Below are 24,989 nucleotides of genomic sequence, written 5' to 3' on the forward strand. Positions count from 1 at the left end.
GCTTTTTGTTTTTGTTCTCGTTGCGTCTTTCGCGCCCGTCCGTCCATCGTTACACGCCGACCCCTGGAGTCCGCCATGGCATTTGCTGAGTATCCCGTCCAATCCCTGATGTACATCACCAACCGGCCCGAGCTCGTGTTCACCGAGGGCAAGGGCTCCTGGCTGACGGATCACAACGGCAAGCGCTACCTGGACTTCGTGCAGGGCTGGGCGGTGAACTGCCTGGGCCATTCCAACCCGGGCATGATCGACGCACTGGTGGCGCAGTCGAAGAAGATCATCAACCCGAGCCCGGCCTTCTACAACGAGCCGATGCTCAAGCTGGCCCGGCAGCTGACCGACCACAGCTGCTTCGACAAGGTCTTCTTCGCCAACAGCGGCGCCGAGGCCAACGAAGGCGCGATCAAGCTGGCGCGCAAATGGGGCCGCAAGCACAAGGATGGGGCCTACGAGATCATCACCATGGACCACAGCTTCCATGGCCGCACGCTCGCCACCATGAGCGCATCGGGCAAGGCCGGCTGGGACACCATCTTCGCGCCGCAGGTGCCGGGTTTCCCCAAGGCCGAACTGAACGACCTGGCCTCGGTGGAAAAGCTGATCACCGACAAGACCGTCGGCATCATGCTCGAGCCGGTGCAGGGCGAAGGCGGCGTGATCCCGGCCACGCGCGAATTCATGCAGGGCCTGCGCGCGCTCGCCGACAAGCACAAGCTGCTGTTCATCGTCGATGAAGTGCAGGCCGGCTGCGGCCGCTGCGGCACGCTGTTCGCCTATGAGCTGTCGGGCGTGGAGCCGGACATCATGACGCTGGGCAAGGGCATCGGCGGCGGCGTGCCGCTGTCGGCGCTGCTGTGCAAGGCCGAGGTCGCCAGCTTCGAAGCCGGCGACCAGGGCGGCACCTACAACGGCAACCCGCTCATGACCGCGGTGGGCAGCGCGGTGATCGAGCAGCTGACCGCCCCCGGCTTCCTCGAGGACGTCAAGGCCAAGGGCGAATACCTGAAGGAGCAGCTGCTGGCGCTGTCGGGCGAGTTCGGCCTCGAGGGCGAACGTGGCGAAGGCCTGCTGCGTGCGCTGCTGCTGGGCAAGGACATCGGCCCGCAACTGGTGGAGGAAGCGCGCGACATGGCCCCGCAAGGCCTGCTGCTGAACGCGCCGCGCGCCAACCTGCTGCGCTTCATGCCGGCGCTGAACGTAACGCGCGAAGAGATCGACCAGATGATCGGCATGCTGCGCACGCTGCTGAAGAAGCTGGGCTGAGCCTTCCGGCAACGCCTGAAAGAGGCCTCGTTTGCGCGAGCCTTCAGATTACTGACAAAGCAACCATCCCGCCGGGCTGCTCCCCTCTCCCGCCTGCGGGAGAGGGGCCGGGGGAGAGGGCAGGAGCATCCATGAAGTGAAGTGCGTCGGTACTGCCAGCGCCTGCCCTCTCCCCCACCCCTCTCCCATAAATGGGAGAGGGGAGACAACACGCGCAGGGCAGACTATGTCAGGAGCAAAAAAGCCTCGCTTGCGCGAGGCTTTTTTGCTCTGCGGCGGGCGCTACGCCGCTTACTCCCCCAGGTACGCTGCCCGCACCTTCGGATCATCCAGCATCTGGCTGGCCTCGCCGCTCATGGTGATCAGGCCGGACTCCATCACGTAGCCGCGGTGCGCGGCCTGCAGCGCCAGGCGCGCGTTCTGCTCGACCAGCAGCACGGTCACCCCCTGCGCCGAGATGTCGCGCACGACCTCGAAGATCTTCTCCACCATGATCGGCGACAGACCCATCGACGGTTCGTCCAGCAGCAAAACCTTGGGCTGGCTCATCAGCGCGCGCGCCATCGCCAGCATCTGCTGCTCGCCGCCGGACATGGTGCCCGCCAGCTGGTTGGCGCGCTCCTTCAGGCGCGGGAAGATGCCGAACATGCGCTCGACGTCGGCCTTGATGCCGGCCTCGTCGTTGCGCGTGTAGGCGCCCATCTGCAGGTTCTCGGTGATGGTCATGCGCGCAAATACGCCGCGGCCTTCCGGCACCATCGCCAAACCCTGCTTGAGCAGCGCGTAGCTGGGCACGCCCTTGATCGACTTGCCCATGTACTCCACGTCGCCGCCGGCCCAGCCCTGCAGGCCGGTGATGGCCTTCATGGTGGTGGTCTTGCCGGCACCGTTGGCGCCGATCAGCGTGACGAGCTCGCCGTCCCGGATTTCCAGGTCGATGCCCTTGACGGCCTGGATGCCGCCGTAGGCAACCTTCAGGCCGGAGATCTTCAGTACTGTCTGTTTCATTGCAGGCTGATTCATTACGTCCGCTCCCGCCATCAGTGCGCCGAGGTGCCGAGGTAAGCCTCGATCACGGCGGGGTTGTTCTGCACCTCGTGCGGCAGGCCCTGGGCAATCACCTTGCCGTAGTCCAGCACCGTCATGCGGTTGCAAAGCCCCATCACCAGCTTCACGTCGTGCTCGATCAGCAGGATGGTCTTGCCGTCGTTCTTGATCTTGTCGAGCAGGCCGCGCAGCTCGACCTTCTCGGTCGCGTTCATGCCCGCGGCCGGTTCGTCCAGTGCCAGCAGCTTGGGCTCGGTCGCCAGCGCCCGGGCGATCTCCAGCCGGCGCTGGTGGCCGTACGACAGGTTGCGCGCGGTGAAGTTGGCGTATTTGCCGATGCCGACGTAGTCGAGCAGGTCATGCGCCATGTCTTCGATACCGTCTTCCTCGCGCCGCACCGAGGGCGGGCGGAAGATCGCGCCGAACACGCCGGCCTTGGAGCGCACGTGGCGCCCGACCATCACGTTCTCGAGCGCGGTCATGTCGCCGAACAGCCGGATATTCTGGAACGTGCGCGCGATGCCGGCCTTGGCCACCTCATGCACGGCGGTCGGCTGGTAGGGCTTGCCGCCCAGCACGAACTCGCCCGAATCCGGCGTGTACAGGCCGGTGATCACGTTGAAGAAGGTGGTCTTGCCGGCGCCGTTGGGGCCGATCAGTCCATAGATCTCGCCCGGCTTGATCTGCAGGCCTACGTCGGACAGTGCCTGCAGCCCGCCGAAACGCTTGTTGACCCCCTGCACCGACAGGAGGAAATCGTTGTTGCTCATGTCTTCCTCCGGTTTACAGACGGCCGATATTGCCCGCGCGGCGCACCACCGGGCGGTCTTCCTTGCGCGGCGACGGCCAGATGCCTGACGGGCGGTACAGCATCACGCCGACCAGGGCCAGGCCGAACAGCAGCTGGCGCAGCACCTCGGCATCGACGATCACATGGCCGAACAGGCCGGTCTGCATCGGCTCGGCGACCACGCGCAGCAGTTCCTGGAAACCCACCAGCAGCACGCCGCCCAGGATCACGCCCGGAATATGGCCCATGCCGCCCAGCACCACGATCGCCAGCACGTAGATCGACTCCCACAGCGTGAACGATTCCGGGGAGACGAAGCCCTGGAACGCACCGAACACCGCACCCGATGCACCGCCGAACGACGCGCCCATGGCAAAGGCCAGCAGCTTGATGTTGCGGGTGTTGATGCCCATCGCCTTGGCGGCGATCTCGTCTTCGCGGATGGCCACGAAAGCGCGGCCGATGCGCGAGTTCTGCAGCCGCAGGCTCACGAACACGATCACGATGACCAGGAACACCAGCAGGTAGTAGTACATGAACACCGGCGTGAACTTGAGCCCGAAGATCTCGTGCGACTTGGAGAAATCGAAGCCGAAGATATGCACCGGGTCGACCGCGGTAATGCCCTTGGGACCGTTGGTGATGTTGACCGGACGGTCCAGGTTGTTCATGAAGATCCGGACGATCTCGCCGAAGCCCAGCGTCACGATGGCCAGGTAGTCGCCGCGCAGCTTGAGCGTTGGCGCCCCGAGCAGCACGCCGAACGTGGCGGCTACCAGGATCGCGATCGGCAACACGAACCACATCGACAAATGGATGCCAGTGGGGAACAACTGGTGGATCCACTCGAACTGGTTCGCCAGATGCGGCGAGCCGAGCAGCGCCATCAGGTAGGCGCCCACCGCGTAGAACGCGATATAGCCCAGGTCAAGCAGGCCGGCAAAGCCGACCACGATGTTCAGGCCCAGCGCCAGCATGATGTACAGCAGCGCAAAGTCCAGCACGCGGACCCAGTAGTTGCCGCCCATGGTCTGGACGAAGAACGGTGCGCACAGGGCGATCACCAGGAAGCCAAGCAGTGCCGCCAGGGTCTTGGCCGGCACCTTCGATGGCGCCGCGACGGCAGCCGTGGATGGAATCGGAGTATTCATGGATTCGCTCTCCTCAGGCGCGATCCGCCACGCGTTCGCCCATGATGCCGGACGGACGGAAGACGAGCACGGTGATCAGCACGATAAAGGCAAAGACGTCCTGGTAGTTCGAACCGAAGACGCCGTTGGTCAGGTCGCCGATATAGCCGGCGCCGAGCGCTTCGATCAGGCCCAGCAGCATGCCGCCGACCATGGCGCCAGCCAGGTTGCCGATGCCGCCCAGCACCGCGGCGGTAAACGCCTTCAGGCCGGGGATGAAGCCCATGTAGAAGTGGGCATTGCCGTAGTTGGTGGCCATCATCACGCCGGCCAGCGCGGCCAGCGTGGCGCCGATCATGAAGGTGGCGGAAATGACGAAATTGGGGTTCACGCCCATCAGGCCGGCCACCTTCTGGTTCTCGGCGGTGGCGCGCATGGCGCGGCCGAGCTTGGTGCGGTTGACCAGGGCCAGCAGGCCGGACATCACCATCACGGCCATGCCGATGATGACCATTTCCTTGCCAGTGATGGTGGCGCCGGTCGAGCCGATGTCGATCGGGCTGGACGGCAGCAGCTGCGGGAACGTCAGCGGGTTGCGCGACCAGATCAGCATGCCCATGGTCTGCAGGATGATGGAAACCCCGATCGCGGTGATCAGCGGTGCCAGCCGTGGCGCATTGCGCAAGGGCCGGTAGGCGATCCGCTCGATCGAATAGGACAGGATCGCGCAGACCGGCATGGCGATCAGCGTGGCGATCACCAGCGTCAGCCATTCAGGCAGGCCGGGGGCGAATTTCTGCAATCCGAGGATGGCTGACAGGGCGGTCAGCGCGCCGATCATCAGCACGTCGCCGTGGGCGAAGTTGATGATGCCGAGAATACCGTAGACCATGGTGTAGCCCAGTGCGATCAGCGCATAAATACTGCCGAGCACCAGACCGTTCACGATCTGCTGGATAAAGATATCCATGAAAACTCCTGCTTCAGTCCCGGACCTTACGGCATGGTGTGGATGCCGGGGGGACCCTGGTGTGTGATGGGTAACGTTGCGGTGGTTGCTTTGCTGGTGAGCGGCCTGCCCTGCTCCATCCATGGTAAGGATGCTTCTACATTAGGCCAGGCTAAAAAGAACGGCACCGCAAAATACTCACGGTGCCGTTCGGATGGGCCGGTAAGCCCAGGTTACATCTTCACGACGTCGAGGACGGACTTCTTCTTGTCCTTGTACTCGTACAGCGTGATGGTGCCTTCCTTCATGTCGCCCTTCTCGTCGAAGGCGATATTGCCGATCACACCCTTGTAGTTGGTCTTGGGCATTTCGGCCAGGATGGCAGCCGGTTCGGTCGAGTTGGCGCGTTTCATGGCATCGACGATGACCATCACGGCGTCGTACGTGAACGGTGCGTAGATCTGCACCGGGGCGTTGAAGCGAGCCTGGTAGCGCTTGTCAAAGTCGGCACCGGTCTCCATCTTCGACAGCGCCAGGCCTGCCTCCGAGCAGATGATGTTGGTCACGGCATCGCCGGCCAGCTCGGCCACCTTGTCGGTGCAGACGCCGTCGCCGCCAACGATCTTGGCGCCGATGCCCAGTTCCTTGGCCTGCTTGGCGAACGGGCCGCCGGTGGCGTCCATGCCGCCGTACATGATGACGTCCGGCTTCTTGCCCTTGATCTTGGTCAGGATGGCCTTGAAGTCGGTGGCCTTGTCGTTGGTGGCCTCACGCGCGACCACGTTCACGCCGGAAGCCTTGGCGGTCTTCTCGAACTCGTCGGCCAGGCCCTTGCCGTAGGCAGTGGCATCGTCGACGATGGCCACGCTCTTGGCGTGCAGGGTCTTGGCGGCGTAGTTGGCCAGCGCCGGGCCCTGCTGGGCGTCGGTGGCGACCACGCGGTAGGTGGTCTTGAAGCCTTGCTTGGTGTAGTCCGGGTTGGTCGACGACGGCGAGATCTGCACGATGCCGGCGTCGCTGTAGATCTTCGAGGCAGGAATCGACACGCCCGAGTTCAGGTGGCCGACCACGGCGACGACCTTGGCGTCGACCAGCTTCTGCGCCACGGCGGTGCCGGTCTTGGGATCGGCCGCATCGTCTTCGCCGACCAGTTCCAGCTTGACCTTCTTGCCGCCGATCTCCAGGCCCTTCTTGTTGACTTCTTCCACGGCCAGGCGGGCGCCGTTTTCGTTGTCCTTGCCAAGGTGCGCGATGCCGCCGGTCAGCGGGGCCGCGTGGCCGATCTTGACGACGGTTTCGCCGCCGCCGGCTGCCGGCGCTGCGGGAGCCGCTGCTGCCGGCGCCGAAGAGGCCGTATCCGCCGGCTTTTCTTCCTTCTTGCCGCAAGCTGCGACCAGCGCCACTGCGGCCGCGATCGGCAGAATCTTGGCAAACGTGATTTGCATGAGTGATCTCCTAGGATTCACAAAAACAGGGATTTGCAACGCCGCCCGGACGTTTCCCTGGACCGCCTTTGTTTAGTTTCAATTTGAAACGCGCGCATTGTATCCCCTTTCCAAGTCGATGCAATACGCGACGCAACATCCTTGACGATTTACCGTTCATTTAAGCTAGGGAATTTCCCCAATGCACAGATTGCGGCAATTCCCGCTCACATGACGCTGCCGCCCCTCCTTCTTACAAGAACCGTGCCTGCACCGCCCCAGGCGGCAAAGAAGCATCGCCGGCACCACCTATAATGCACCTTTATTAATTAGGTGTTCCATTTAAATCGCGTGGCGCTTCGCTCTAATGTGCAGAATGTAGCGCCGCACCATAATAGGGAAAACCCCAGCTTCGGGGATTACCCTGATTAGCCCACCGGCACGAATCGCGGGCGCGCCGGCACCGGCGGCGGGCATTATCCCCAGCCTGGGAGACGCCAGAAACAAAAAGGGCGCCGCAACAGCGGCGCCCTTTATCAGGCAGGCCTTCAAGCGGCGGGCCACGCCCGCAACGCGCTCAGGCGGCTGCACTGGTGGGCAGCAAGCCACGCGGCAGCGGGAACGCCATGTTTTCCTCGATGCCCTCGAGCGGACGCACCTGGCGCGCACCGAGTTCGCGCAGGCGCTCGACGATGGACTGGGCCAGCGCCTCGGGCGCCGAGGCTCCGGCGGTCAGGCCGATGCGTCGCTTGCCGGCGATCCACTCCGGCCGCACCTGCTCGGGCGCGTCCACCATGTAGGCCGGCACGCCCAGGCGCTCGGCCAGCTCGCGCAGGCGGTTGGAGTTGGAACTGTTGGGACTCCCCACCACGATCACCACTTCCACCTGCGGCGCCATGAACTTCACCGCGTCCTGGCGGTTTTGCGTGGCATAGCAGATGTCCTGCTTCTTGGGCTCGCGGATGTCCGGGAAGCGGGCCTTGAGCGCGGCCACGATCTCGCGGGTCTCGTCCACCGACAGCGTGGTCTGGGTGACGTACGCCAGCCGCGACGGATCGGCGATCTGCAGCGTCTGGACATCGCCGACCGACTCCACCAGCACCATGCCGCCGTTGGCCTGGCCCATCGTGCCTTCGACTTCCGGGTGGCCGCGATGGCCGATCATCACGATCTCGCAGCCCTGCGCGCGCAGCTTGCTCACTTCCACGTGCACCTTGGTCACCAGCGGGCAGGTGGCATCGAAGACGTGCAGCCCGCGCCGGGCGGCGTCTTCGCGCACTTCGCGCGACACGCCATGAGCGCTGAAGATGACGGTGGCGCCGGCGGGCACCTCGTCGAGCTCGCCCACGAACACCGCGCCCTTGCGGCGCAGGTCGGCCACCACATAGGCGTTGTGGACGATTTCGTGGCGGACGTAGATGGGCGCGCCGAAGCGCTCGAGCGCGCGCTCGACGATCTCGATGGCGCGGTCCACGCCGGCGCAGAAGCCGCGTGGCTGGGCCATCAGGATTTCTGCGGCGGATGCGGGGGTCAGGTCAGGCATGCGGCGGTATCCGGACAGGTTCGACGTGGCAACGGTTCAGAGAATGCCGATCAGCTGCACGTCGAACAGGATGGTCTGCCCGGCCAGCGGATGGTTGAAGTCGAACAACGCGGCGGTCTCGCCGATCTCCTTGAGCACGCCGGCGTACTTGCCGCCGCCGGGCGCGTTGAACTCGACCAGATCGCCAGGGCTGTAGTCCTCTTCGAACGAACTGTTCTCGCGCAGCGTGGTCAGCGACACCCACTGCAGCAGATCGGTGTTGCGGGGGCCGAAGGCCTGCTCCGGCGCCAGGCGGTAGGTCATGCGCTCGCCTTCGGGCATGCCCAGCAGCGCCTGCTCAAGCGTCGGCGCGAACTGGCCCTGCCCCAGCAGCAGCGTGGCGGGCTTCTCCTCGAACGTGCTGACGACCTCGGTGCCGTTCTCGAGCGCGAGGCTGTAGTGCAGGGTCAGGAAGGAGTCGGCCTGGACAGTCTTGCGGCCAGCCGTGCCGCCGTCGGCTTCCGACGCGAAAGTTTGCAAATTCATGGGTGATCAACCAGGGGAGGGTAGGAGCAGGCCATTGCTGGCCCACTCCCCCCTAAGAACCGTACGTGCGGGTTTCCCCGCATACGGCTCAAGCCTTCACAAAAATACCATCAAATCGATGACACCGGCTTAACAACAGAAAGCCCTTGGTTATGCACTTGGACGTGACAGTTCGGATGCAGCAGCACGCGGTTCCTCAGACCATCGGAGCCCCCGCGTACGCGGTACTCGATGTGGTGGTCATGCCACCCAGTGTCCTTGGTCATCTTGCACTGACACAGAGCACACAAGCCCCGCTGGGACATGTACAGTTTGATCCACTGCTTTCGGTGCGCCATGCTGTCAAGCAGCCGCTCCTGTCGCAATGCTTCACCATACACCTCCTGCGCCGGATCAAAGGGGTTGTAATCCCCTCTGACCTTCTTGTGCCTTTGGATGGGCGTGCTCGCGAGCGAGTACAACTCAACCCATACCTCACTATCGACATCTTTCACTACTGTGGTGCCAAACACCCAGCTGCGCTGACCGACTGAGCCGAAGTACTTCTTCCGCACCCAATCCGCCTTCTTGCCTGGATGTCGCCGCTTGGCCCACCGCCATAGGGCACGAAATATGTCATGCCCCAAACGGTTGAAAGCCGCCTTTGCCACTACGGCGCGGTGGTACTGCGCCCAACCTCGTAGCATCGGGTTCAGCAGTCGAATCAGCTCTGACTGCTTCACCGTCTTGTTGGCACTGATGACATCCTTCACCTTGCGGTAGAACGTCTGCACGTTCTTCCTGCTCGGCTTGATGAGCAGCGTTCCGGAGTACTTCCGGAAGTTCCACCCTAGAAAGTCAAAGCCGTCGGCTATGTTTACGATCCGCGTCTTCTCCGTTGATAGCGTCAGCCCTCGTACCGCTAGGAACTGCTCCACCCACGGCTTCACCTCGTTTTGTAGGATCTCAGGCGTAGTGCCCGTGATCACGAAGTCGTCCGCATAGCGCACAACATTCACCTTCAGCTTCCGCGTTTTGGCGACCCCCAGCTTCTTCTCGAAGGAAGCAGCCAGTTGTCGTTCCAACCCGTTCAGCGCCACGTTTGCCAGAGTCGGGGAGATGATTCCTCCCTGCGGTGTTCCGGCTTCGGTCGCCTGAAACTGGCCCTGAAATATCACGCCAGCCTTCAGCCACTTGCGGAGGATGGCTCGGTCCATCGGGACATTGCGCTCCAGCCAGTCGTGACTGATGTGGTCAAAGCAACCTTTGATATCCGCCTCCAGAATCCATTGGGCTGAGTGCCCTCTGGACAGGTTGACGAACAGCTGTGACATGGCATCCGCCGTGGAACGATTGATCCGGAACCCATAAGAATTCGGATCGCTCGTCCCTTCGGACACCGGCTCCAGCGCCAGCAGGTGCAAGGCCTGCATGGCTCGATCCAACATGGTCGGAATGCCTAGTGGGCGCTCCTTCCCGTTGGCCTTGGGAATAAAGACCCGCCGCAATGGCAATGGCCTGTACCCTCGGCGCTTCAACCGTCCGATGGCTTCCCACCGGACTTCAGGCGAGTCCCACAGTTCGCGATCGACGCCTGCCGTTCGCTTACCTTGGTTCTCCGTCACTCGCTTTACCGCCGATGCCTTGGCGGAAAACGAGCGGGTCAGAGACCGTTGCAAGGCTTTCACCCTGCGCCAGTCCCCTTCCTGTGTTGCCTTCGCAATTCGAATCTGCATTGCCCGGACGTTCCGTTCCACTTGGCGCCAATTGATGGCATCCCAGCGTTGCGGTGCGCCGGAGAGCGCAGATTCATCCTCACGGATAAATGCTTCCATGCTGCTCTCCTATCTTGAGGTCTTCCCCCCAAAACGCAGAGACAACATGCCCCCTGAGGGGCATATTGCCCCTCAGGGGAAGAAATTTCGGTTTCAAGCGGGTTAGCCAGTCGTCCTGCGACGAAAGACCAGTTGGAAGTCTGCCCGCTTTCGCGTGAGGTGATGTTTCAACCCCTATCCGAATCATTACAACCCGGCGTTCGCTTCCTCCAACCTCCCATACCCGCACAGCCAACAGCGTTCCTTACGGTCCGCCTGCCTGAGCCGCACTGCGCCCCGGGCAGCCATACGGGCTTACCACGTTCCCTGCACGCTACAAGACCGGGTTAGGGTCTGCCTCTTCGCCGATGGTCAAGTGACGACGTGCTCCGAATGTCCAGCGGAGCAACCGACCAAATACCGTTTTGGTTAGTGCCTGTCAGCAGCTTTGGCACCGCAATACTCACGACGTTTATCAGCAGTTCACTTCCGTTACCCATACCAGTCAGCCTAGCTCCTCGACCCCATGGCTGCTCGGAGTCTCTACCAGAAGACCTCACGGTCCTCTGGCACCCTTACGGGGGCTACATTGTCAGGAGAGCTTCATACCCCACCGTTACCAGTGACGCATGTCTCCCTAGGCTACTGCTAGTCGCATAGCAGGTTCTCTATCAAAGCGCCCTCGCGGACGTATTTGACCGAACCATAGCGTGCAGAGCTTTCGCTCCGCCTGAACCCTACCTGCCGGTCCAACTGGACCGGAAATGCAAATGCTCCGCCTTGTGGGCAGAAAACATTCGCCCACTTGGCGTTTGGTGGCCAACGTGGCCACGTTCAAACTTGATGCCTGACTTCGGCATGTAAAGCCATTGCCCTCTCGTAGAGAGTGGACAAGCCACGCCCGAGAGCGTGGTTCGCGCCTTTGGGCGGGCACTGGCTGGTAAGCCAGTACTGCAAGCAACGCTTCTCAGACAACTCTGAAAAGTGAGCAGGCGCTAGCGGCGTAAGCTATGGTGGGCTTCGTTTCACTAGCATGCGGGAGTACTCTCCCAGGGTCGATGCGTCTAACGTGACGCGGACGGACACGAGTGTGCGTGTCGCACGAACAACCCGTATTGTATTCGACTGGCCCCTAGCCCGCCGCCCCAGGGCCACAGGCCCCTGTTCCTGACGCGACTACTCTGGATGCCCATGACCATTGCCAAATGGCCCGCCTGCGAGCGGCCCCGCGAAAAACTGCTGGAATGCGGCGCTGCCGCCCTGTCCGATGCCGAATTGCTGGCCGTTTTGCTGCGCGTGGGCGCGGCCGGCAAAAGTGCCGTGGACCTGGCACGCGAGCTGCTGCACCGCTTCGGCTCGCTGACCGCCCTGTTCGCGGCCGAGGGGCACGCCCTGACCGGCGTCCGTGGCATGGGCGCCGCAAAGTTCGCCCAGCTGCAGGCCATCCCGAAACTGGCCCGGCGCGCGCTGGCCGAGTCGCTGCGGCTCCCCGCCGGCTTCAACTCGCCGGAGTCGGTGCGCGGCTACCTGCGCCTGACTCTGGCACCGCTGCAGCATGAGGTCTTCATGTGCCTGTTCCTGGATCCCGGCAACCGCATGCTTGCCAGCGAAGAGTTGTTCCGCGGCACGCTGACGCGGACCTCGGTCTATCCGCGCGAGGTGGCACGCCAGGCCCTGGCGCATAATGCGGCCGGCATCATCGTCGCCCACAACCATCCGCGCGGCACCACCGAGCCCAGCCAGAGCGACATCCACTTGACGCGCGAACTGGCGCGCACGCTCGACCTGATCGATGTGCGGCTGCTCGACCACTTCATCGTGGCGGGGCACGAAATCCGCTCGCTGGCGGAATCCTGCGAGCGCCTGCCGGGGCTGTGACGCCTACGCCACGACTGAACCGGAGAGCAACACCCGGCTGTGGCGGAGCACAGAAAGCATTGATTCGCCGGGGGAATCCGGTCTATAATGCCCGTTTTGCTGAAGTCTCAACCGCTGCAGTCCGGGCCCGCGCGCCTTTTGTTGATCTGTTGCGAACATTGTCCACGAATAGAAGATTTAGGAGTGCTTCATGGCACGCGTCTGTCAAGTGACCGGGAAAGCGCCGATGGTCGGCAACAACGTTTCCCACGCAAACAACAAGACCAAGCGCCGTTTTCTGCCCAACCTGCAGAATCGTCGTTTCTTCGTTGAATCCGAAAACCGCTGGGTGAGCCTGCGCGTCTCGAACGCCGGCCTGCGCCTGATCGACAAGAAAGGCATCGACTCCGTGCTCGCCGACCTGCGCGCACGCGGCGAAGTCTAATTAGGAGTACATCATGGCAAGCAAGGGCGGCCGCGACAAGATCAAGCTGGAATCGACCGCAGGTACGGGTCACTTCTACACCACCACCAAGAACAAGCGCACCATGCCGGAAAAGATGGAGATCATGAAGTTCGATCCCGTCGCCCGCAAGCACGTCGCTTACAAGGAAACCAAGATCAAGTAATTGATCCGGTATCCCGCCAGAAAGCCCCGCCCTGCCGCGGGGCTTTTTGTTGCCCGGCGATTTCACTTCGGGCCCGCGTACTGATGCACGGGATGGTGCGCCGGGTGTAGACTTTGCCGTTTCCCCTATCTGCCAAGCGCCCTGCCGGCGCTCTCCTTGCACCATGAATTTCGACGTCGCCATCGTCGGCAGCGGCCTGGCCGGCCTTACGGTCGCATTGCAACTGGCCGACACCCATCGGGTGGCCATCCTCAGCAAGCGCGCCATGACGCAAGGCGCCAGTGACTGGGCGCAAGGCGGCATCGCCGCGGTGCTGGACTCGGGCGACAGCCACGACGAGCATACCCAGGACACGCTCGTTGCCGGTGCGGGGCTGTGCGACGAAGACGCCACGCGCTTTATCGTGGAGCACGGGCGCGAGGCGATCCAGTGGCTGATCGACCGCGGCGTGCCGTTCACCCGCGATGCCCAGGCCGAACTGGGCTTCCACCTGACGCGCGAAGGCGGCCATAGCCGCCGGCGCATCATCCACGCCGCCGACGCCACTGGCCATGCCGTGGTCAGCACGCTGCTGCAGCAGGCCACGCAGCACCCGAACATCACCATCCTGGAAGACCACTTCGCGATCGACCTGATCACTTCGCGCAAGATGGGGCTGCCGGACAACCGCTGCTACGGCCTTTACGTGCTGGACGACCGCACCGGGGCCGTGCACACCCTCACCGCCACGCACACCGTGCTGGCCGCGGGCGGCGCGGGCAAGGTCTATCTTTACACCACCAACCCGGACACGGCCACCGGCGACGGCATTGCCATGGCTTGGCGCGCGGGCTGCCGGGTGTCGAACATGGAGTTCATCCAGTTCCACCCGACCTGCCTGTACCACCCCTACGCCAAGTCCTTCCTGATCTCCGAAGCGGTGCGCGGCGAAGGCGGGCTGCTCAAGCTGCCCGACGGCACGCGCTTCATGCCCGAGCACGATGAGCGCGCCGAACTGGCCCCGCGCGACGTGGTCGCGCGCGCGATCGATTTCGAAATGAAGAAGCGCGGGCTGGATTGCGTCTATCTCGATATCACGCACCAGCCTGAAGCCTTCCTGAAAGAACACTTCCCGACCATCCATGCGCGCTGCCTGGAACTCGGCATCGATATCACGCGCGAGCCCATCCCGGTGGTGCCGGCCGCGCACTACACCTGCGGTGGCGTGGTCACGGACACCATGGGCCGTACCGATATCGGCAACCTCTACGCCGTGGGCGAGACCGCCTGCACCGGCCTGCACGGCGCCAACCGGCTGGCTTCGAACTCGCTGCTCGAATGCATGGTGATCGGCCGCGCCGCCGCGGAAGACATCGCAGCGAAGGACAAGGCCGGCGCGCCCAATATCGCGCTGCCAGCGTGGGACGAGAGCCGCGTGTCGGATGCCGACGAAGAAGTCGTGGTGTCCCACAACTGGGACGAGTTGCGTCGCATGATGTGGAATTACGTCGGCATCGTGCGCACCAGCAAGCGCCTCGAACGCGCGCAGCACCGCATCGTGCTGCTGCGCGAGGAGATTGCCGAGTATTACGCCAACTTCCGCGTCACGCGCGATTTGCTGGAACTGCGCAACCTGGTGGAGGTAGCCTCGCTGATCGTCGACAGCGCCTACTCGCGCCATGAAAGCCGCGGCCTGCATTTCAGCCGGGACTATCCGGATTCGTTGCCGAAAGCGCTGCCGACGGTCATGCAGCCGCCTGCAGTTCGCAAGCGCTGAGCCGCCAATCTGCCGACAGGGTGCTCCCTCTCCCGCTTGCGGGAGAGGGAAACAAGCCTTCAGGCAATGATCCGCAGCGAGTAATCCGTCGCGCGCACGTCCTTGGTCAGCGCGCCAACCGAGATCCGGTCGACGCCGGTCTCGGCGAAGGAGCGGATGGTCTCGGCGTTGACGCCGCCCGACACTTCCAGCAGCGCCCTTCCCTGGTTGATCTTCACTGCGTCCTGCATCATCGGCACGGTGAAGTTGTCGATCAGCACCGACTTCGCCCCGGCAGCCAAGGCTTGTTCCAGCTCAGCCAGGGACTCTACCTCGATCTGCACCGACGCCTGCGTATCGAGCGCCAGCGCCGCCCGCATCGCCGCGCCGATGCTGCCGGCCGCGGCGATATGGTTTTCCTTGATCAGGATGCCGTCATACAGCGCCAGCCGCTGGTTCTCGCCACCGCCGATACGGACCGCGTACTTCTGCGCCAGGCGCAGGCCGGGCAGCGTCTTGCGGGTATCGAGCACGCGCGCACGGGTGCCGGCGATCAGGTCGGCATAGCGACGCGTGGCGGTCGCCACGCCGGACAACAATTGCAGGAAATTCAGCGACGGCCGCTCGGCGGTCAGCAGCGCGCGGGCCGGGCCCGTGATCTCGCACACCAGCGAGTCCGGCGCCATGCGGTCGCCTTCCTGCTGCAGCCAGCGCACTGCCAGGGCCGGGTCCACCGCGCGCATGCAGGCATCGAACCACGGCTGGCCGCACAGCACCGCCGACTCGCGCACGATCACGCGCGCGAGCGCGGCCTTGTCCGCGGGCACCAGCAGGCCGGTCAGGTCGCCGCTGCCGACATCCTCTGCGATGGCAGCCTGCACGTTGGCCTGCAGCGCTGCCTGCAGCGCCGGGCCGTAGCTATCGAAAATCGGGTTCACGCTCATGCCGGGCCAATCCCCTGGAACAGCGCCTGCTCTTTGGCCAGGTCGGCCGACGGACGCAAATTGCGCTTCTGCGCGGCAGCGAAGTCCAGCATGCGGTCGATGCAAGTGACCGCCTGGCGGCCGATCACGGGGTCGACATGGACCTCGTTGCGCCCGGTTTCCAGCACCTCGGCCAGGTTGGTCAGCGCGTTCATCGCCATCCACGGGCAATGCGCGCAGCTCTTGCAGGTGGCGCTGTTGCCGGCCGTGGGCGCCTCGATGAAGCGCTTGCCCGGCGCCGCCATGCGCATCTTGTGCAGGATGCCGTTGTCGGTGGCGACGATGAATTCGGTCGCGTCCAGCTTCTGCGCGGCCTCGATCAGCTGCGAGGTGGAGCCGACCACATCGGCCTGCGCCACCACGTTCTCCGGCGATTCCGGATGCACCAGGATCTTGGCGTTGGGAAATTCACGGCGCAGCAGGTCCAGCTCGATGCCCTTGAACTCGTCGTGCACCAGGCACGACCCCTGCCACAGCAGCATGTCGGCACCGGTCTGCTTCTGGATATAGCTGCCCAGGTGCTTGTCCGGTGCCCACAGGATCTTCTTGCCCTGCGCATGCAGGTGCTCGACGATCTTCAGGCCGATGCTCGAGGTCACCATCCAGTCGGCGCGCGCCTTCACGGCGGCGCTGGTGTTGGCGTAGACCACCACGGTGCGATCCGGATGCGCATCGCAGAAGGCGGCGAATTCGTCGGCCGGGCAACCCAGGTCGAGCGAGCAGGTCGCGTCCAGGTCCGGCATCAGCACGGTCTTCTCGGGGCTGAGGATCTTGGCGGTTTCGCCCATGAAGCGCACGCCGGCCACCACCAGCGTCCTGGCTTCGTGGTCGCGGCCGAAACGCGCCATTTCGAGGGAGTCGGAAACACAGCCGCCGGTTTCTTCGGCGAGGTCCTGCAGGTCGGCGTCGACGTAGTAGTGCGCCACCAGCACCGCATTGCGCTCCTTCAGCAAGCGGCGGATACGCGCCTTCAGCGACTGGCGTTCATCAGGCGACAGCACCGGCGGCACCTTGGCCCAGGCATGGGCCACGCAACTGGCGCCTGCGGCGTTTTCGGCATCCATCAGGTTCGGCTTCTCGAACTCGACGGTCTTGATCGATTGTGGGGTCATCTCCGGGTACTCCTCTAGACCTCCGCCAACAGGGTGCGGCCGGCCAGAACATGGGGGAGTTTATCTAAAACAAAAGCCCCGCCATGGGCGGGGCTTTGTCAAACCATACGGCGCGGCCGAATTGTATCAGGCGTAGCGGCGCAGGCGCAGCGAGAAATCATGCAGCGCCTGGATACCGCTGGCCTCGGCACGGTGGCACCAGGCCTGCAGCTGCTGCAGCAGCTGCTCGCGCGTCAGGTTGGAACGGCCCCAGATGGCGGCCAGTTCACGGCGCATTTCGACAAAAGTCTGCAGCGCCTTGTTGTGCTCGACGATGCTCGCCAGCTGCTCGCGCTGCTGCGCGGCCAGCTTGGTTTCCTCGCGGTGGAACCACTTGCCGGCGGGCTTGAAGCTGCGGTATTCAGCCACGCGCCCTTCCTTGAGCTTTTCCAGCTCCTGGCGGAACGCGCCCTTGACGGCCTTGGCGTAGCGCGCCATTACGTCATAGCGGTTGGCGATGATGGCCTCCAGCGTGTTGTGGTCGACCGGACGGGCTTCCACCAGGCGCGCCTTGGGCGGGGTCTTCTTGACCTTGGCCAGGCCGACCGCCTGCATCGCGCGGATATAGCCCCAGCCCACGTCGAACTCATACCACTTGATCGAAAACTTGGCCGAGGTCGGATACGTGTGATGGTTGTTGTGCAGCTCTTCGCCGCCGATGATCAGGCCCCACGGCGACACGTTGGTCGATGCGTCCTCGCAATCGTAGTTGCGGTAGCCCCACCAGTGGCCCAGGCCGTTGATGACGCCGGCGGCATGGATCGGGATCCACAGCATCTGCACCGCCCACACGGTCATGCCGATCACGCCGAACAGCGCCAGGTCGATGATCAGCATCAGGCCGACGCCCTGCCAGCCGAAGCGCGAGTACACGTTGCGCTCGATCCAGTCGTTGGGGCAGCCATGGCCGAACTTGGCAACGGTTTCCTTGTTCTTGGCCTCGGCGCGATACAGTTCGGCGCCTTCCAGCAGCACCTTGCGGATGCCGCGGGTCTGCGGGCTGTGCGGATCGTCTTCGGTTTCGCACTTGGCGTGGTGCTTGCGATGGATGGCGGTCCACTCGCGCGTGACCATGCCCGTGGTCAGCCACAGCCAGAAGCGGAAGAAGTGCTGCGCGATGGGGTGCAGGTCCAGCGACCGGTGCGCCATGCAGCGGTGCAGGAAGATGGTGACGCCGGCGATCGTGATATGCGTCATCACGAGCGTGTAGATGACGATCTCCCACCAGGTCCAGTTGGCAAGGCCATTGGCGGCCCAGTCAAGAATAGTGTCGAACAAACTGTTCTCCGTCGGTTAAACATGGACTTTCCCGTGCAAGCCGGCTCGGCCGGTACACACAACGCGCAGAAAAAATAGCTGCGAATCAGTTGATTGCGATAGCTGTCTGGCGCTTGCCACAGGACCCCTCCGGGCTCCCCAGGGCAGGCAAGTCTGGCGCCGCCCGTGGCTAGCGGCTCGTGAATCGAGCCAGGTACGAGCCGCTGCAATCTGGCGGCTGTCTGATGTCGGAGCGGGATGCCTCAACCCGCGACAACCCGGTATTCTACAGGATCGCAAAGGGCGCAAGCATACGCTATTTCCCGGATTTGGACGGGCCGCAACGGTTTTCGTTCCATGGGTGCTGAATCCGCCGCTCATCCGGCTGGTAGCGTGCCGAGGCACTCAGGATACGTTGGCGGCCTCTGACAACCGGTTCGCCGTCGGCGCACCAGGGCCCCACAACGGGGCCTCATGCATCACACGCAACTCGCGCTGCGGGTATGGGATGGAGATGCCGTGCTCGCGCAGCGTGCGCCAGATGGCGCGGTTCATCGCCGACTGCACCCCGAGCTTGCCGTTTTGCGGATCGGCCACAAAGACCGCGACTTCATACTCGATGCCGCTGTCGGCGAACAGCACCAGGAAGGCGGCCGGCTCCGGATCAGGCAACACGCGCGGCAGGTCGCGCACGCACGCCGTCAGCAGGGCGATCACGGTTTCCGGATCGGCACCGTAGTCGGCCTGCACGCGCGTCGCCACGCGCACATTGGTATTCGAAAACGAATGGTTCTGCACCGACTGTGCCACCAGTTGCTCGTTCGGCACCAGTGTCTCGCCATCGCCATTGCGCACCACGGTATAGCGGGTACGGATCTGCGACACGATGCCGGTGTACTTGTCCACCGTGATCTGGTCGCCCAGCTTGACCGAGCGGTCCAGCAGGATGATGAAGCCCGAGATGTAATTGCTGGCGATCTTCTGCAGCCCCAGCCCCAGGCCCACGCCGAGTGCACCGCCGAATACCGACAGCACGGTCAGGTCGATGCCCACCAGCGACAGGCTCAGCAGCAGCGACACCAGCAGCAGCAAGGCCTTGGAAATCCGCGTCAGCACCACTTTCAGGTTGCCGTCGAGGTTGGCCGAACGCATCAGCCGCTCTTCCAGCCACGAACCGAACCACAGCGCCACCAGCACCGTCAGCAGGATCCAGACCACCGCCATCAGGGTCTCGGCGACGCTGATCTTCTGCTTGCCGCCAATGGAGAAGCGCACGCTCTCCATCCAGCCCACCACGTCGCCCAGCACACCCAGCACATACAGCGCCATGCCGACCCAGACCAGCGTGGTCAGCACCTTTTCCACCAGCAGCAGCATGCCGTGCAGCTGGCCGCTGCCCGACATCACGCGGCGCAGCACGTAGAAGGTGAAATTCAGCGCTGTGATGCCGAACAGCGGCACCAGCGCCAGCCGCAGCACGCTGACCGGGATCAGCGGGGCCAGCGCAAAGCGGGCCACCAGCACCAGCGCCCAGCCGGCGAGCGGAAACATCGCGCGCTCCAGGCTGGCGGCGGCAAAGCGCACGGAGAAGCTGGAACCTTCGTAGCGCGCCTCCAGCCGCCGCACCACGAAGCGCGCCAGCGGCCACGCCACCGCCAGGCAACCGGCCAGCACCAGCAATTGCCAGAAAAAGCCGGGACCGCCGGCATCGCGGATCAGGTCGTCCAGCATCTTGCCGAACATCGAATGCGAGGCTTTCAGGTCCTTCAGGCCGCCGAGGTCGGGCAGGGTTTCACCGTTCATGGTGGAGCTTCAGTGTGGGCCGCCCGCACGCGTGGCGGGCGGCGCGGCGAGGAACCGCAATCAGCTGGTGCGCTCCAGCACCGCGGCAAAGAAGCCATCGGTCTGGTGCAGGTGCGGGTACAAGGCAAACATGCCGTTGTCCGGCAGTCCCGTCACTTCGATCTTCTGCTCGGCCAGCACTTCGGCGGCCGGCACCAGGCGGAAGTTGGGGTGCGCCGCGAGGAAGTCGCGCACGATCTGTTCGTTCTCGGCTTCCAGCACGCTGCAGGTCGCGTAAACTACCCGCCCGCCGCCCTTCACCAGCCGCGCCGCGGAGTCCAGGATCGCGCTCTGCTTGGCGGTCAGTTCCAGCACCGACTCCGGCGATTGCCGCCATTTCAGGTCGGGATTGCGGCGCAGCGTGCCCAGGCCGCTGCAAGGGGCGTCCACCAGCACGCGGTCGGCCTTGCCGGCCAGGCGCTTGATCTTGGCGTCGCGCTCCGAATCGATCAGCACCGGATGGACGTTGGACAGGCCGCTGCGCGCCAGCCGCGGCTTCAGGTTGGCCAGGCGCTTTTCCGAGACGTCAAAGGCATAGAGCCGGCCGGTCGAGCGCATTGCCGCGCCCAGCGCCAGGGTCTTGCCGCCCGCGCCGGCGCAGAAGTCGACCACCATCTCGCCGCGCTTGGGCGCGACCAGGTTGCACAGCAGCTGGCTGCCTTCGTCCTGCACCTCGACCAGGCCATTGACGAAGATCGGCAGCTGGTTCAGCGCCGGCTTGCCAGCCATGCGGATGCCGGCCGGCGCCATCGGCGTCGGTTCGGCGCCGAGGCCTGCGGCCTGCAGCTCGGCCAGCGCGGCCTCGCGGCTGGTCTTGGCCAGGTTGACGCGCAGGTCCAGCGGCGCCGGGCGCAGCCAGGCGTCGCCCAGGGCCGCGGCAAAGGCCTCGCCATGCTGGCGCACCAGTTCGTCGTACAGCCACTCGGGCAGGTTGGCGCGCACGCGGGGCGCCAGGCTGGCACGCTCGATGGTGGTCAGGCGGTCCAGCCATTCGGCTTCATCGGGATACAGGAACGGCGACAGCGTATCGCGGCCCAGCGTCGCCGCCAGCCCCAGCAGCGCCAGGCGGCGCGAGGCCGGCCCCGTGCCGCTCTCGGCAAACTGCGCGAACTCGACGCGCCGGCGCAGCACCGCGTAGATCGCTTCGGCAATGATGCCGCGCTCGCGGTGGCCAAGCTTGGCGTTTTCGCGGAAGTAGTAGCTGACCACCGCATCGGCGGGACGCGCGAACAGCATGACCTTGCCCAGCAGGCGATCGATATGCTGGATATGGGTGGCATGCAGCCCGCCATGCGTGCGCACCGGGGCGCCGTTGGCGTTGGGCGACTTGCGGATCGGGCTGCCCTTGCCCTTGCTGCGCGCGGGGGCGCGGCCCTCGCCGCGCGGGGAACGGTTGCCTGCCTGGGTACGGCTCATGCCTCGACTCCTGCCGCCGGGGTTGCGGCGGAGATGGCCATCAGCAATTGCGGTTCGGCCGGGTTGATAACGTTGACAACGCCGTTCTGGAGCTGCAGCCGGTCCTCGACGAACCACTGCACGGCGCGGGGGTAAATCACGTGCTCGCACGCAAGCAGGCGCTCGGCCAGGGTAGCGGGCGTGTCCGCCGGCTGCACGTCGAGTGCGGCCTGGATCACGATCGGCCCATGATCCAGCTCCGGCGTCACGAAATGCACGGTGGCGCCATGCAGCTTGACGCCGGCATCCAGCGCCTGCTGGTGGGTGTTCAGGCCGGGGAAGCAGGGCAGCAGCGACGGATGGATGTTTAGCAGCCGGCCCGCGTAGCGGTCGACAAAGCCGGGCGTGAGTATACGCATGAAACCCGCCAGCACCACCAGGTCGGGGGCGTGCGCGTCGATGGCCTCGGCCAGCGCCGCGTCGAATGCGGCCCGGTCAGGGTGCTGGCGGTGGTCCACCACGCCGGTTTCAATGCCTTGCTGGCGCGCAAACTGCAAGCCCGGGGCGTCCGGCCGGTTCGACAGGACCGCCGCCACGCGGGCGGGCCAGCCGCCGCCTGCGCAGGCCCGGACGATGGCTTCCATGTTGGAGCCTCGCCCGGAAATCAAGATGACAATTTTTTTCATCGCGCAATTCTACCAAGGCGAGGGGCTAAACTCCGGTAAAGCCAAACCAGTACGTGCTTAATTCACGAGATCCGGACAGGCGCCAAACCGGGCACCTGTGGTAGCGAAGCCGTATCACCCGATTGACGGATTGTGACGCTTCGCCCCCTCTGCTAGAGTGGGCCCCACGTCCACGCGCCATTCCTGTGCATGACACAGGTCCTCTGCAGAGGTGACAACAAGGACGAAACGGGTAAATTGAACGGGAATTCGCATGTCGAACGCTGCACCGACGTTGTTGGTGGTCGATGATCATCCTATGGCCTTGTCAGGGACCACCGCCTTCCTGGCCGAAGTCATGCCGGATGTGGCAGTCCATGCCGCCGGCAGCGCCCGCGAGGCCCTGGCCAGCCTGCAGCAAGGCTTGCGCCCGGATATCGTGCTGCTCGATATCTGGCTGAACGACGGTACCGGCTTCGATGCCATGCAGACGTTCAAGACCGTGATCCCGGGCGCGCGCTTTATCTTCATGTCGGCCGAGGCCACCCCTGAAATCGTCGGCCGGGCCCGTGCGCTGTCGGCGTGCGGCTTCGTCGGCAAGCACCTGGATGCCAATGCCTTCACCGCCGCGGTGCGCAAGGTTCTGGCCGGTGACACCGCCTTCCCCACCGATGAAGCCCTTAACGGGCGCGCGCAGTCGTTCGGCCCGGCCCACGGCATTCCGGTCACGCCCGCCGAACTGGGCCTGACGCCGCGCCAGGGCTCGGTGCTGGCGCTGGTGCTGGAAGGCCTGCCGAACAAGGTGATCGCGCGGCGGCTCGGGCTGACCGAGAACACCGTCAAGGAACACGTGTCCGCCATCCTGCAGCGGCTGGGCGTGCGCACCCGCATGCAGGTGATGTCGCGCATGGAACGGTTCCGGCTGCGCCAGTAAGGCGAGCCACCGCCCTCACTGCTGGGCTGCGGCCGCCCCTTAGGCCGGCCGCAGCCAGCGCCGCAGCAGCATCCGCAGCGAGGCCGGATCCACCGGCTTGGGCAGCACGAAATAGCCCGCCTCTTCCGCCGCCGCCAGCGCGGCTGACTTCAAATCCCCCGTCAGCAATGCGCTGCGCGCCTGCGGTTGCGTATTCTGCCAGCGCTCGAGCAAGTCCAGGCCATTCTCGCTGCCCGGCAGACGCAGGTCGCAGAAGATGATGTCCGGGCGCAGGCCCTGGGCAAACAGCTTGTCGGCCTCGGCGCCATGCGCGGCGCAGGCCACGCGGATGCCCCAGGCCTCCATCAGCGCAATCCAGGCCTTGCGGATCTGGCTGTCGTCGTCGACCACAAGGACCGTGCCCTGCAGGCGATCGGGCTTGGCTTCCTCGGCCTGCGCCATGGCGCGCATCTCGCGCACGTTGGCCACGGTCTCGGCCGGCACCGGCGCCAGCGCGAACCAGAACACCGATCCCTTGCCCGGCACCGAGCGCACGCCATAGGTGCCCCGCATCAGCCGCACGCATTCCTTGAAGATCGCGAGCCCCAGGCCCAGACCCTGCGACGGATCGCGCTGCGGGTTATGGACCTGGTAGTACGGCGAGAAGATGTCCGGCAGATGCTCGGGCGTGACGCCGGCGCCAGTGTCCCAGACTTCCAGCCGCACGTTCTTGCGACGCTGGCGCGCGGTCACCAGCACGCCGCCGCGCTGGGTGTAGCGCAGCGCGTTCTGCACCAGGTTGAACAGGGCCCGGCGCAGCAGCACCGGCTCGGCCATCGCGTACAGCTCGTCGGGCACGCGCGGGGTCAAGGTCAGCCCGCTTTCGCGCGCATCGGCGGCAAACTGGCTCATCACATCGCGGATCAGTGCGCCCAGTTCGCAAGGCTCCAGCGTGGGCAGCACCTTGCGCCCTTCCAGCTTGGACAAGTCCAGCAGCGAGCGGAACAACAGGTCGATGGTCTGGGTGCCCGCCGCCACCTGCTCCACCAACGGATGCAGCGCGCTCGACTGGTTGCGCGCGCGCAGCGCCTCGACCAGCATCACCAGCGCATGCACCGGTTGGCGCAAGTCATGGCTGGCCGCGGCCAGGAAGCGCGACTTCTCTTCGCTGGCATGCAGCGCCCGCTCTTTTTCGTCCTGGAACTGCTTGGCCAGGCGCCGGCTGTCGCCCTCCAGCTGGATCGCGCGCACCAGCGTGAGCTGCAGGTTGAAGGCGTGGCGCGACAGCATCAGCGCGTAGATCGCCAACAGGCCCTGCACATAGGCGCCATGGCCCGGGAAGGCGAATTCCGCCATCAGCAGGTTTGGCACCAGGATCGGCACGCCGGCGTAGATCAGATTCGACGGCACCGGTGCCTGCGATACCGCGCCGCCGGCAAGCACCCCGAGCGTCAGCAGGTACAGCACGCTGGAGAACACCGGCGAGCCTGTATACAAATGCAGCAGCGCCGAACTGCCCCAGGTCACGCCGGTCAGGAAAGCGACCGCGCGCATGTTGTTCCACCACTTGCGCGTGTGCGCGGAACGGCTCATCAAGGCGTGGTCGCGCTGGTAGCCAATGTAAAACCACAGCCCGCCGGCCGTCAGCACCAGCATCACCGCGCACCAGCCCAGCAGCGCGGCGCGGCTGACGTCGTTCCAGAAGCCGATGGTGGTCAGCGCGGGCAGCAGCACCGAGGAGACGATCGCGGTCGGCGCATTCTTGTGCACGATCGCCATCAGCTTGGCGCGCGTTTCGACGTCGAGTTCGGCGCTCGACTGAGGCAGGCCCCGGGGCAGGAGCCGCGAAAAGAACCGATAGGTCAGCGCTTTCAACTGGGAATCAGGAATGGGCGAAGATCGGGCACGCCGCGCGGCGACGCCTGCGTCAGGCCTGTAGTGGGCTATCGCAGTGGCCACCGCAGTGAGCCAAAGTGGCGCCTATCATGCCGCCTTTTGTGGCATAGCGCCATGGCGGGAGGGCCGGTTGCGGCACAAAAGCCGCAGCGCGGGCGCGAGCCCGGGCCGGCGGCAGCGGCAAGCCGACCCATTCGCCTTA

The 24,989-nt window shown here is 64.7% G+C and carries 21 protein-coding genes; 6 read left to right on the forward strand and 15 right to left on the reverse strand.

Going from position 1 to position 24,989, the window contains the following annotated elements; genetic code table 11:
• Positions 1 to 75: 75 nt before the first annotated feature.
• Complete coding sequence (locus tag E5S69_RS16830) at positions 76 to 1,263, forward strand: acetylornithine transaminase (RefSeq protein WP_171515796.1); 1,188 nt, start codon at positions 76 to 78, stop codon at positions 1,261 to 1,263.
• 291 nt (positions 1,264 to 1,554) lie between these two features.
• Here the strand turns inward: E5S69_RS16830 and E5S69_RS16835 are convergent, their stop codons facing one another.
• The 8 genes from E5S69_RS16835 to ltrA form a co-directional block, all read right to left on the reverse strand.
• Positions 1,555 to 2,271, reverse strand: a complete 717-nt coding sequence (locus E5S69_RS16835) for an ABC transporter ATP-binding protein (RefSeq protein ID WP_116337749.1) — start codon at positions 2,269 to 2,271, stop codon at positions 1,555 to 1,557.
• A gap of 32 nt (positions 2,272 to 2,303) precedes the next feature.
• Positions 2,304 to 3,080, reverse strand: a complete 777-nt coding sequence (locus E5S69_RS16840; protein WP_171515797.1) for an ABC transporter ATP-binding protein — start codon at positions 3,078 to 3,080, stop codon at positions 2,304 to 2,306.
• 13 nt (positions 3,081 to 3,093) lie between these two features.
• Entirely contained in the window at positions 3,094 to 4,251 is a 1,158-nt protein-coding gene (locus E5S69_RS16845; protein WP_171515798.1) for an ABC transporter permease subunit, read from the reverse strand.
• Positions 4,252 to 4,264: 13 nt separating this feature from the next.
• Positions 4,265 to 5,200: a branched-chain amino acid ABC transporter permease gene (locus E5S69_RS16850; RefSeq protein ID WP_171515799.1), complete on the reverse strand. Its 936-nt coding sequence runs from the start codon at positions 5,198 to 5,200 to the stop codon at positions 4,265 to 4,267.
• 212 nt (positions 5,201 to 5,412) lie between these two features.
• Complete coding sequence (locus E5S69_RS16855; protein WP_171515800.1) at positions 5,413 to 6,624, reverse strand: branched-chain amino acid ABC transporter substrate-binding protein; 1,212 nt, start codon at positions 6,622 to 6,624, stop codon at positions 5,413 to 5,415.
• Between the two features lie 556 nt (positions 6,625 to 7,180).
• Positions 7,181 to 8,146, reverse strand: coding sequence for a 4-hydroxy-3-methylbut-2-enyl diphosphate reductase (gene ispH / locus E5S69_RS16860; protein ID WP_171515801.1), 966 nt, complete (start codon positions 8,144 to 8,146; stop codon positions 7,181 to 7,183).
• 36 nt (positions 8,147 to 8,182) lie between these two features.
• Positions 8,183 to 8,671 (reverse strand): FKBP-type peptidyl-prolyl cis-trans isomerase, encoded by a 489-nt coding sequence (locus tag E5S69_RS16865; protein ID WP_171515802.1) that lies wholly within the window; start codon positions 8,669 to 8,671, stop codon positions 8,183 to 8,185.
• A gap of 110 nt (positions 8,672 to 8,781) precedes the next feature.
• On the reverse strand, positions 8,782 to 10,485 hold the full coding sequence (gene ltrA, locus E5S69_RS16870) for a group II intron reverse transcriptase/maturase (RefSeq protein WP_171515803.1): 1,704 nt from the start codon (positions 10,483 to 10,485) through the stop codon (positions 8,782 to 8,784).
• Between the two features lie 1,170 nt (positions 10,486 to 11,655).
• Between ltrA and radC the strand changes: the two genes are divergently transcribed.
• The 4 genes from radC (at position 11,656) to nadB (ending at position 14,706) form a co-directional block, all read left to right on the forward strand.
• Entirely contained in the window at positions 11,656 to 12,342 is a 687-nt protein-coding gene (radC, locus tag E5S69_RS16875) for a RadC family protein (protein WP_171515804.1), read from the forward strand.
• Positions 12,343 to 12,532: 190 nt separating this feature from the next.
• On the forward strand, positions 12,533 to 12,766 hold the full coding sequence (gene rpmB, locus E5S69_RS16880) for a 50S ribosomal protein L28 (RefSeq protein WP_006575661.1): 234 nt from the start codon (positions 12,533 to 12,535) through the stop codon (positions 12,764 to 12,766).
• Between the two features lie 13 nt (positions 12,767 to 12,779).
• Positions 12,780 to 12,950 (forward strand): 50S ribosomal protein L33, encoded by a 171-nt coding sequence (gene rpmG / locus E5S69_RS16885; RefSeq protein ID WP_010814980.1) that lies wholly within the window; start codon positions 12,780 to 12,782, stop codon positions 12,948 to 12,950.
• Positions 12,951 to 13,113: 163 nt separating this feature from the next.
• Positions 13,114 to 14,706, forward strand: coding sequence for an L-aspartate oxidase (gene nadB, locus E5S69_RS16890; protein ID WP_171515805.1), 1,593 nt, complete (start codon positions 13,114 to 13,116; stop codon positions 14,704 to 14,706).
• A gap of 59 nt (positions 14,707 to 14,765) precedes the next feature.
• On the opposite strand, the gene nadC is transcribed toward nadB, so the two are convergent.
• The 6 genes from nadC to purN all read right to left on the reverse strand — a co-directional run bounded on the left by nadC (position 14,766) and on the right by purN (position 21,999).
• Complete coding sequence (gene nadC / locus E5S69_RS16895; RefSeq protein ID WP_171515806.1) at positions 14,766 to 15,629, reverse strand: carboxylating nicotinate-nucleotide diphosphorylase; 864 nt, start codon at positions 15,627 to 15,629, stop codon at positions 14,766 to 14,768.
• A complete protein-coding gene (nadA, locus tag E5S69_RS16900; RefSeq protein WP_171515807.1) occupies positions 15,626 to 16,780 on the reverse strand; it encodes a quinolinate synthase NadA in 1,155 nt (384 codons plus the stop codon). Before nadA ends, nadC begins: the two co-directional genes overlap by 4 nt.
• Positions 16,781 to 16,906: 126 nt before the next feature.
• Positions 16,907 to 18,097, reverse strand: a complete 1,191-nt coding sequence (locus E5S69_RS16905) for a DesA family fatty acid desaturase (protein WP_171515808.1) — start codon at positions 18,095 to 18,097, stop codon at positions 16,907 to 16,909.
• 384 nt (positions 18,098 to 18,481) lie between these two features.
• Positions 18,482 to 19,879 carry a mechanosensitive ion channel family protein gene (locus E5S69_RS16910; protein WP_171515809.1) on the reverse strand — a complete coding sequence of 466 codons (1,398 nt, stop codon included), beginning with the start codon at positions 19,877 to 19,879 and terminating at the stop codon, positions 18,482 to 18,484.
• Positions 19,880 to 19,939: 60 nt separating this feature from the next.
• Positions 19,940 to 21,334, reverse strand: coding sequence for an RsmB/NOP family class I SAM-dependent RNA methyltransferase (locus E5S69_RS16915; RefSeq protein ID WP_171515810.1), 1,395 nt, complete (start codon positions 21,332 to 21,334; stop codon positions 19,940 to 19,942).
• Positions 21,331 to 21,999 (reverse strand): phosphoribosylglycinamide formyltransferase, encoded by a 669-nt coding sequence (gene purN / locus E5S69_RS16920; protein ID WP_171515811.1) that lies wholly within the window; start codon positions 21,997 to 21,999, stop codon positions 21,331 to 21,333. Before purN ends, E5S69_RS16915 begins: the two co-directional genes overlap by 4 nt.
• A 253-nt stretch (positions 22,000 to 22,252) precedes the next feature.
• Here purN and E5S69_RS16925 point away from each other — a divergent pair, with 253 nt between their 5' ends.
• Positions 22,253 to 22,912 (forward strand): response regulator, encoded by a 660-nt coding sequence (locus E5S69_RS16925; RefSeq protein ID WP_012353747.1) that lies wholly within the window; start codon positions 22,253 to 22,255, stop codon positions 22,910 to 22,912.
• A gap of 39 nt (positions 22,913 to 22,951) precedes the next feature.
• Here E5S69_RS16925 and E5S69_RS16930 read toward each other — a convergent pair whose 3' ends face one another.
• Positions 22,952 to 24,766 carry a hybrid sensor histidine kinase/response regulator gene (locus tag E5S69_RS16930; protein WP_171515812.1) on the reverse strand — a complete coding sequence of 605 codons (1,815 nt, stop codon included), beginning with the start codon at positions 24,764 to 24,766 and terminating at the stop codon, positions 22,952 to 22,954.
• Positions 24,767 to 24,989 lie beyond the last annotated feature (223 nt).

Source organism: Cupriavidus necator (assembly GCF_013141915.1).
GTDB classification, from domain to species: Bacteria; Pseudomonadota; Gammaproteobacteria; order Burkholderiales; family Burkholderiaceae; genus Cupriavidus; species Cupriavidus necator_B.

Excerpts from the sequence above, each read along its gene's own strand:
- E5S69_RS16850 (WP_171515799.1), bottom strand. The coding sequence starts at position 5,200 with ATGGATATCTTTATCCAGCAGATCGTGAACGGTCTGGTGCTCGGCAGT.
- E5S69_RS16845 (WP_171515798.1), bottom strand. The coding sequence starts at position 4,251 with ATGAATACTCCGATTCCATCCACGGCTGCCGTCGCGGCGCCATCGAAG.
- rpmG (WP_010814980.1), top strand. The coding sequence starts at position 12,780 with ATGGCAAGCAAGGGCGGCCGCGACAAGATCAAGCTGGAATCGACCGCA.
- ispH (WP_171515801.1), bottom strand. The coding sequence starts at position 8,146 with ATGCCTGACCTGACCCCCGCATCCGCCGCAGAAATCCTGATGGCCCAG.
- E5S69_RS16835 (WP_116337749.1), bottom strand. The coding sequence starts at position 2,271 with ATGAAACAGACAGTACTGAAGATCTCCGGCCTGAAGGTTGCCTACGGC.
- E5S69_RS16915 (WP_171515810.1), bottom strand. The coding sequence starts at position 21,334 with ATGAGCCGTACCCAGGCAGGCAACCGTTCCCCGCGCGGCGAGGGCCGC.
- E5S69_RS16925 (WP_012353747.1), top strand. The coding sequence starts at position 22,253 with ATGTCGAACGCTGCACCGACGTTGTTGGTGGTCGATGATCATCCTATG.
- radC (WP_171515804.1), top strand. The coding sequence starts at position 11,656 with ATGACCATTGCCAAATGGCCCGCCTGCGAGCGGCCCCGCGAAAAACTG.
- E5S69_RS16840 (WP_171515797.1), bottom strand. The coding sequence starts at position 3,080 with ATGAGCAACAACGATTTCCTCCTGTCGGTGCAGGGGGTCAACAAGCGT.
- E5S69_RS16910 (WP_171515809.1), bottom strand. The coding sequence starts at position 19,879 with ATGAACGGTGAAACCCTGCCCGACCTCGGCGGCCTGAAGGACCTGAAA.
- nadB (WP_171515805.1), top strand. The coding sequence starts at position 13,114 with ATGAATTTCGACGTCGCCATCGTCGGCAGCGGCCTGGCCGGCCTTACG.
- nadC (WP_171515806.1), bottom strand. The coding sequence starts at position 15,629 with ATGAGCGTGAACCCGATTTTCGATAGCTACGGCCCGGCGCTGCAGGCA.
- nadA (WP_171515807.1), bottom strand. The coding sequence starts at position 16,780 with ATGACCCCACAATCGATCAAGACCGTCGAGTTCGAGAAGCCGAACCTG.
- rpmB (WP_006575661.1), top strand. The coding sequence starts at position 12,533 with ATGGCACGCGTCTGTCAAGTGACCGGGAAAGCGCCGATGGTCGGCAAC.
- E5S69_RS16830 (WP_171515796.1), top strand. The coding sequence starts at position 76 with ATGGCATTTGCTGAGTATCCCGTCCAATCCCTGATGTACATCACCAAC.
- E5S69_RS16865 (WP_171515802.1), bottom strand. The coding sequence starts at position 8,671 with ATGAATTTGCAAACTTTCGCGTCGGAAGCCGACGGCGGCACGGCTGGC.
- ltrA (WP_171515803.1), bottom strand. The coding sequence starts at position 10,485 with ATGGAAGCATTTATCCGTGAGGATGAATCTGCGCTCTCCGGCGCACCG.
- purN (WP_171515811.1), bottom strand. The coding sequence starts at position 21,999 with ATGAAAAAAATTGTCATCTTGATTTCCGGGCGAGGCTCCAACATGGAA.
- E5S69_RS16855 (WP_171515800.1), bottom strand. The coding sequence starts at position 6,624 with ATGCAAATCACGTTTGCCAAGATTCTGCCGATCGCGGCCGCAGTGGCG.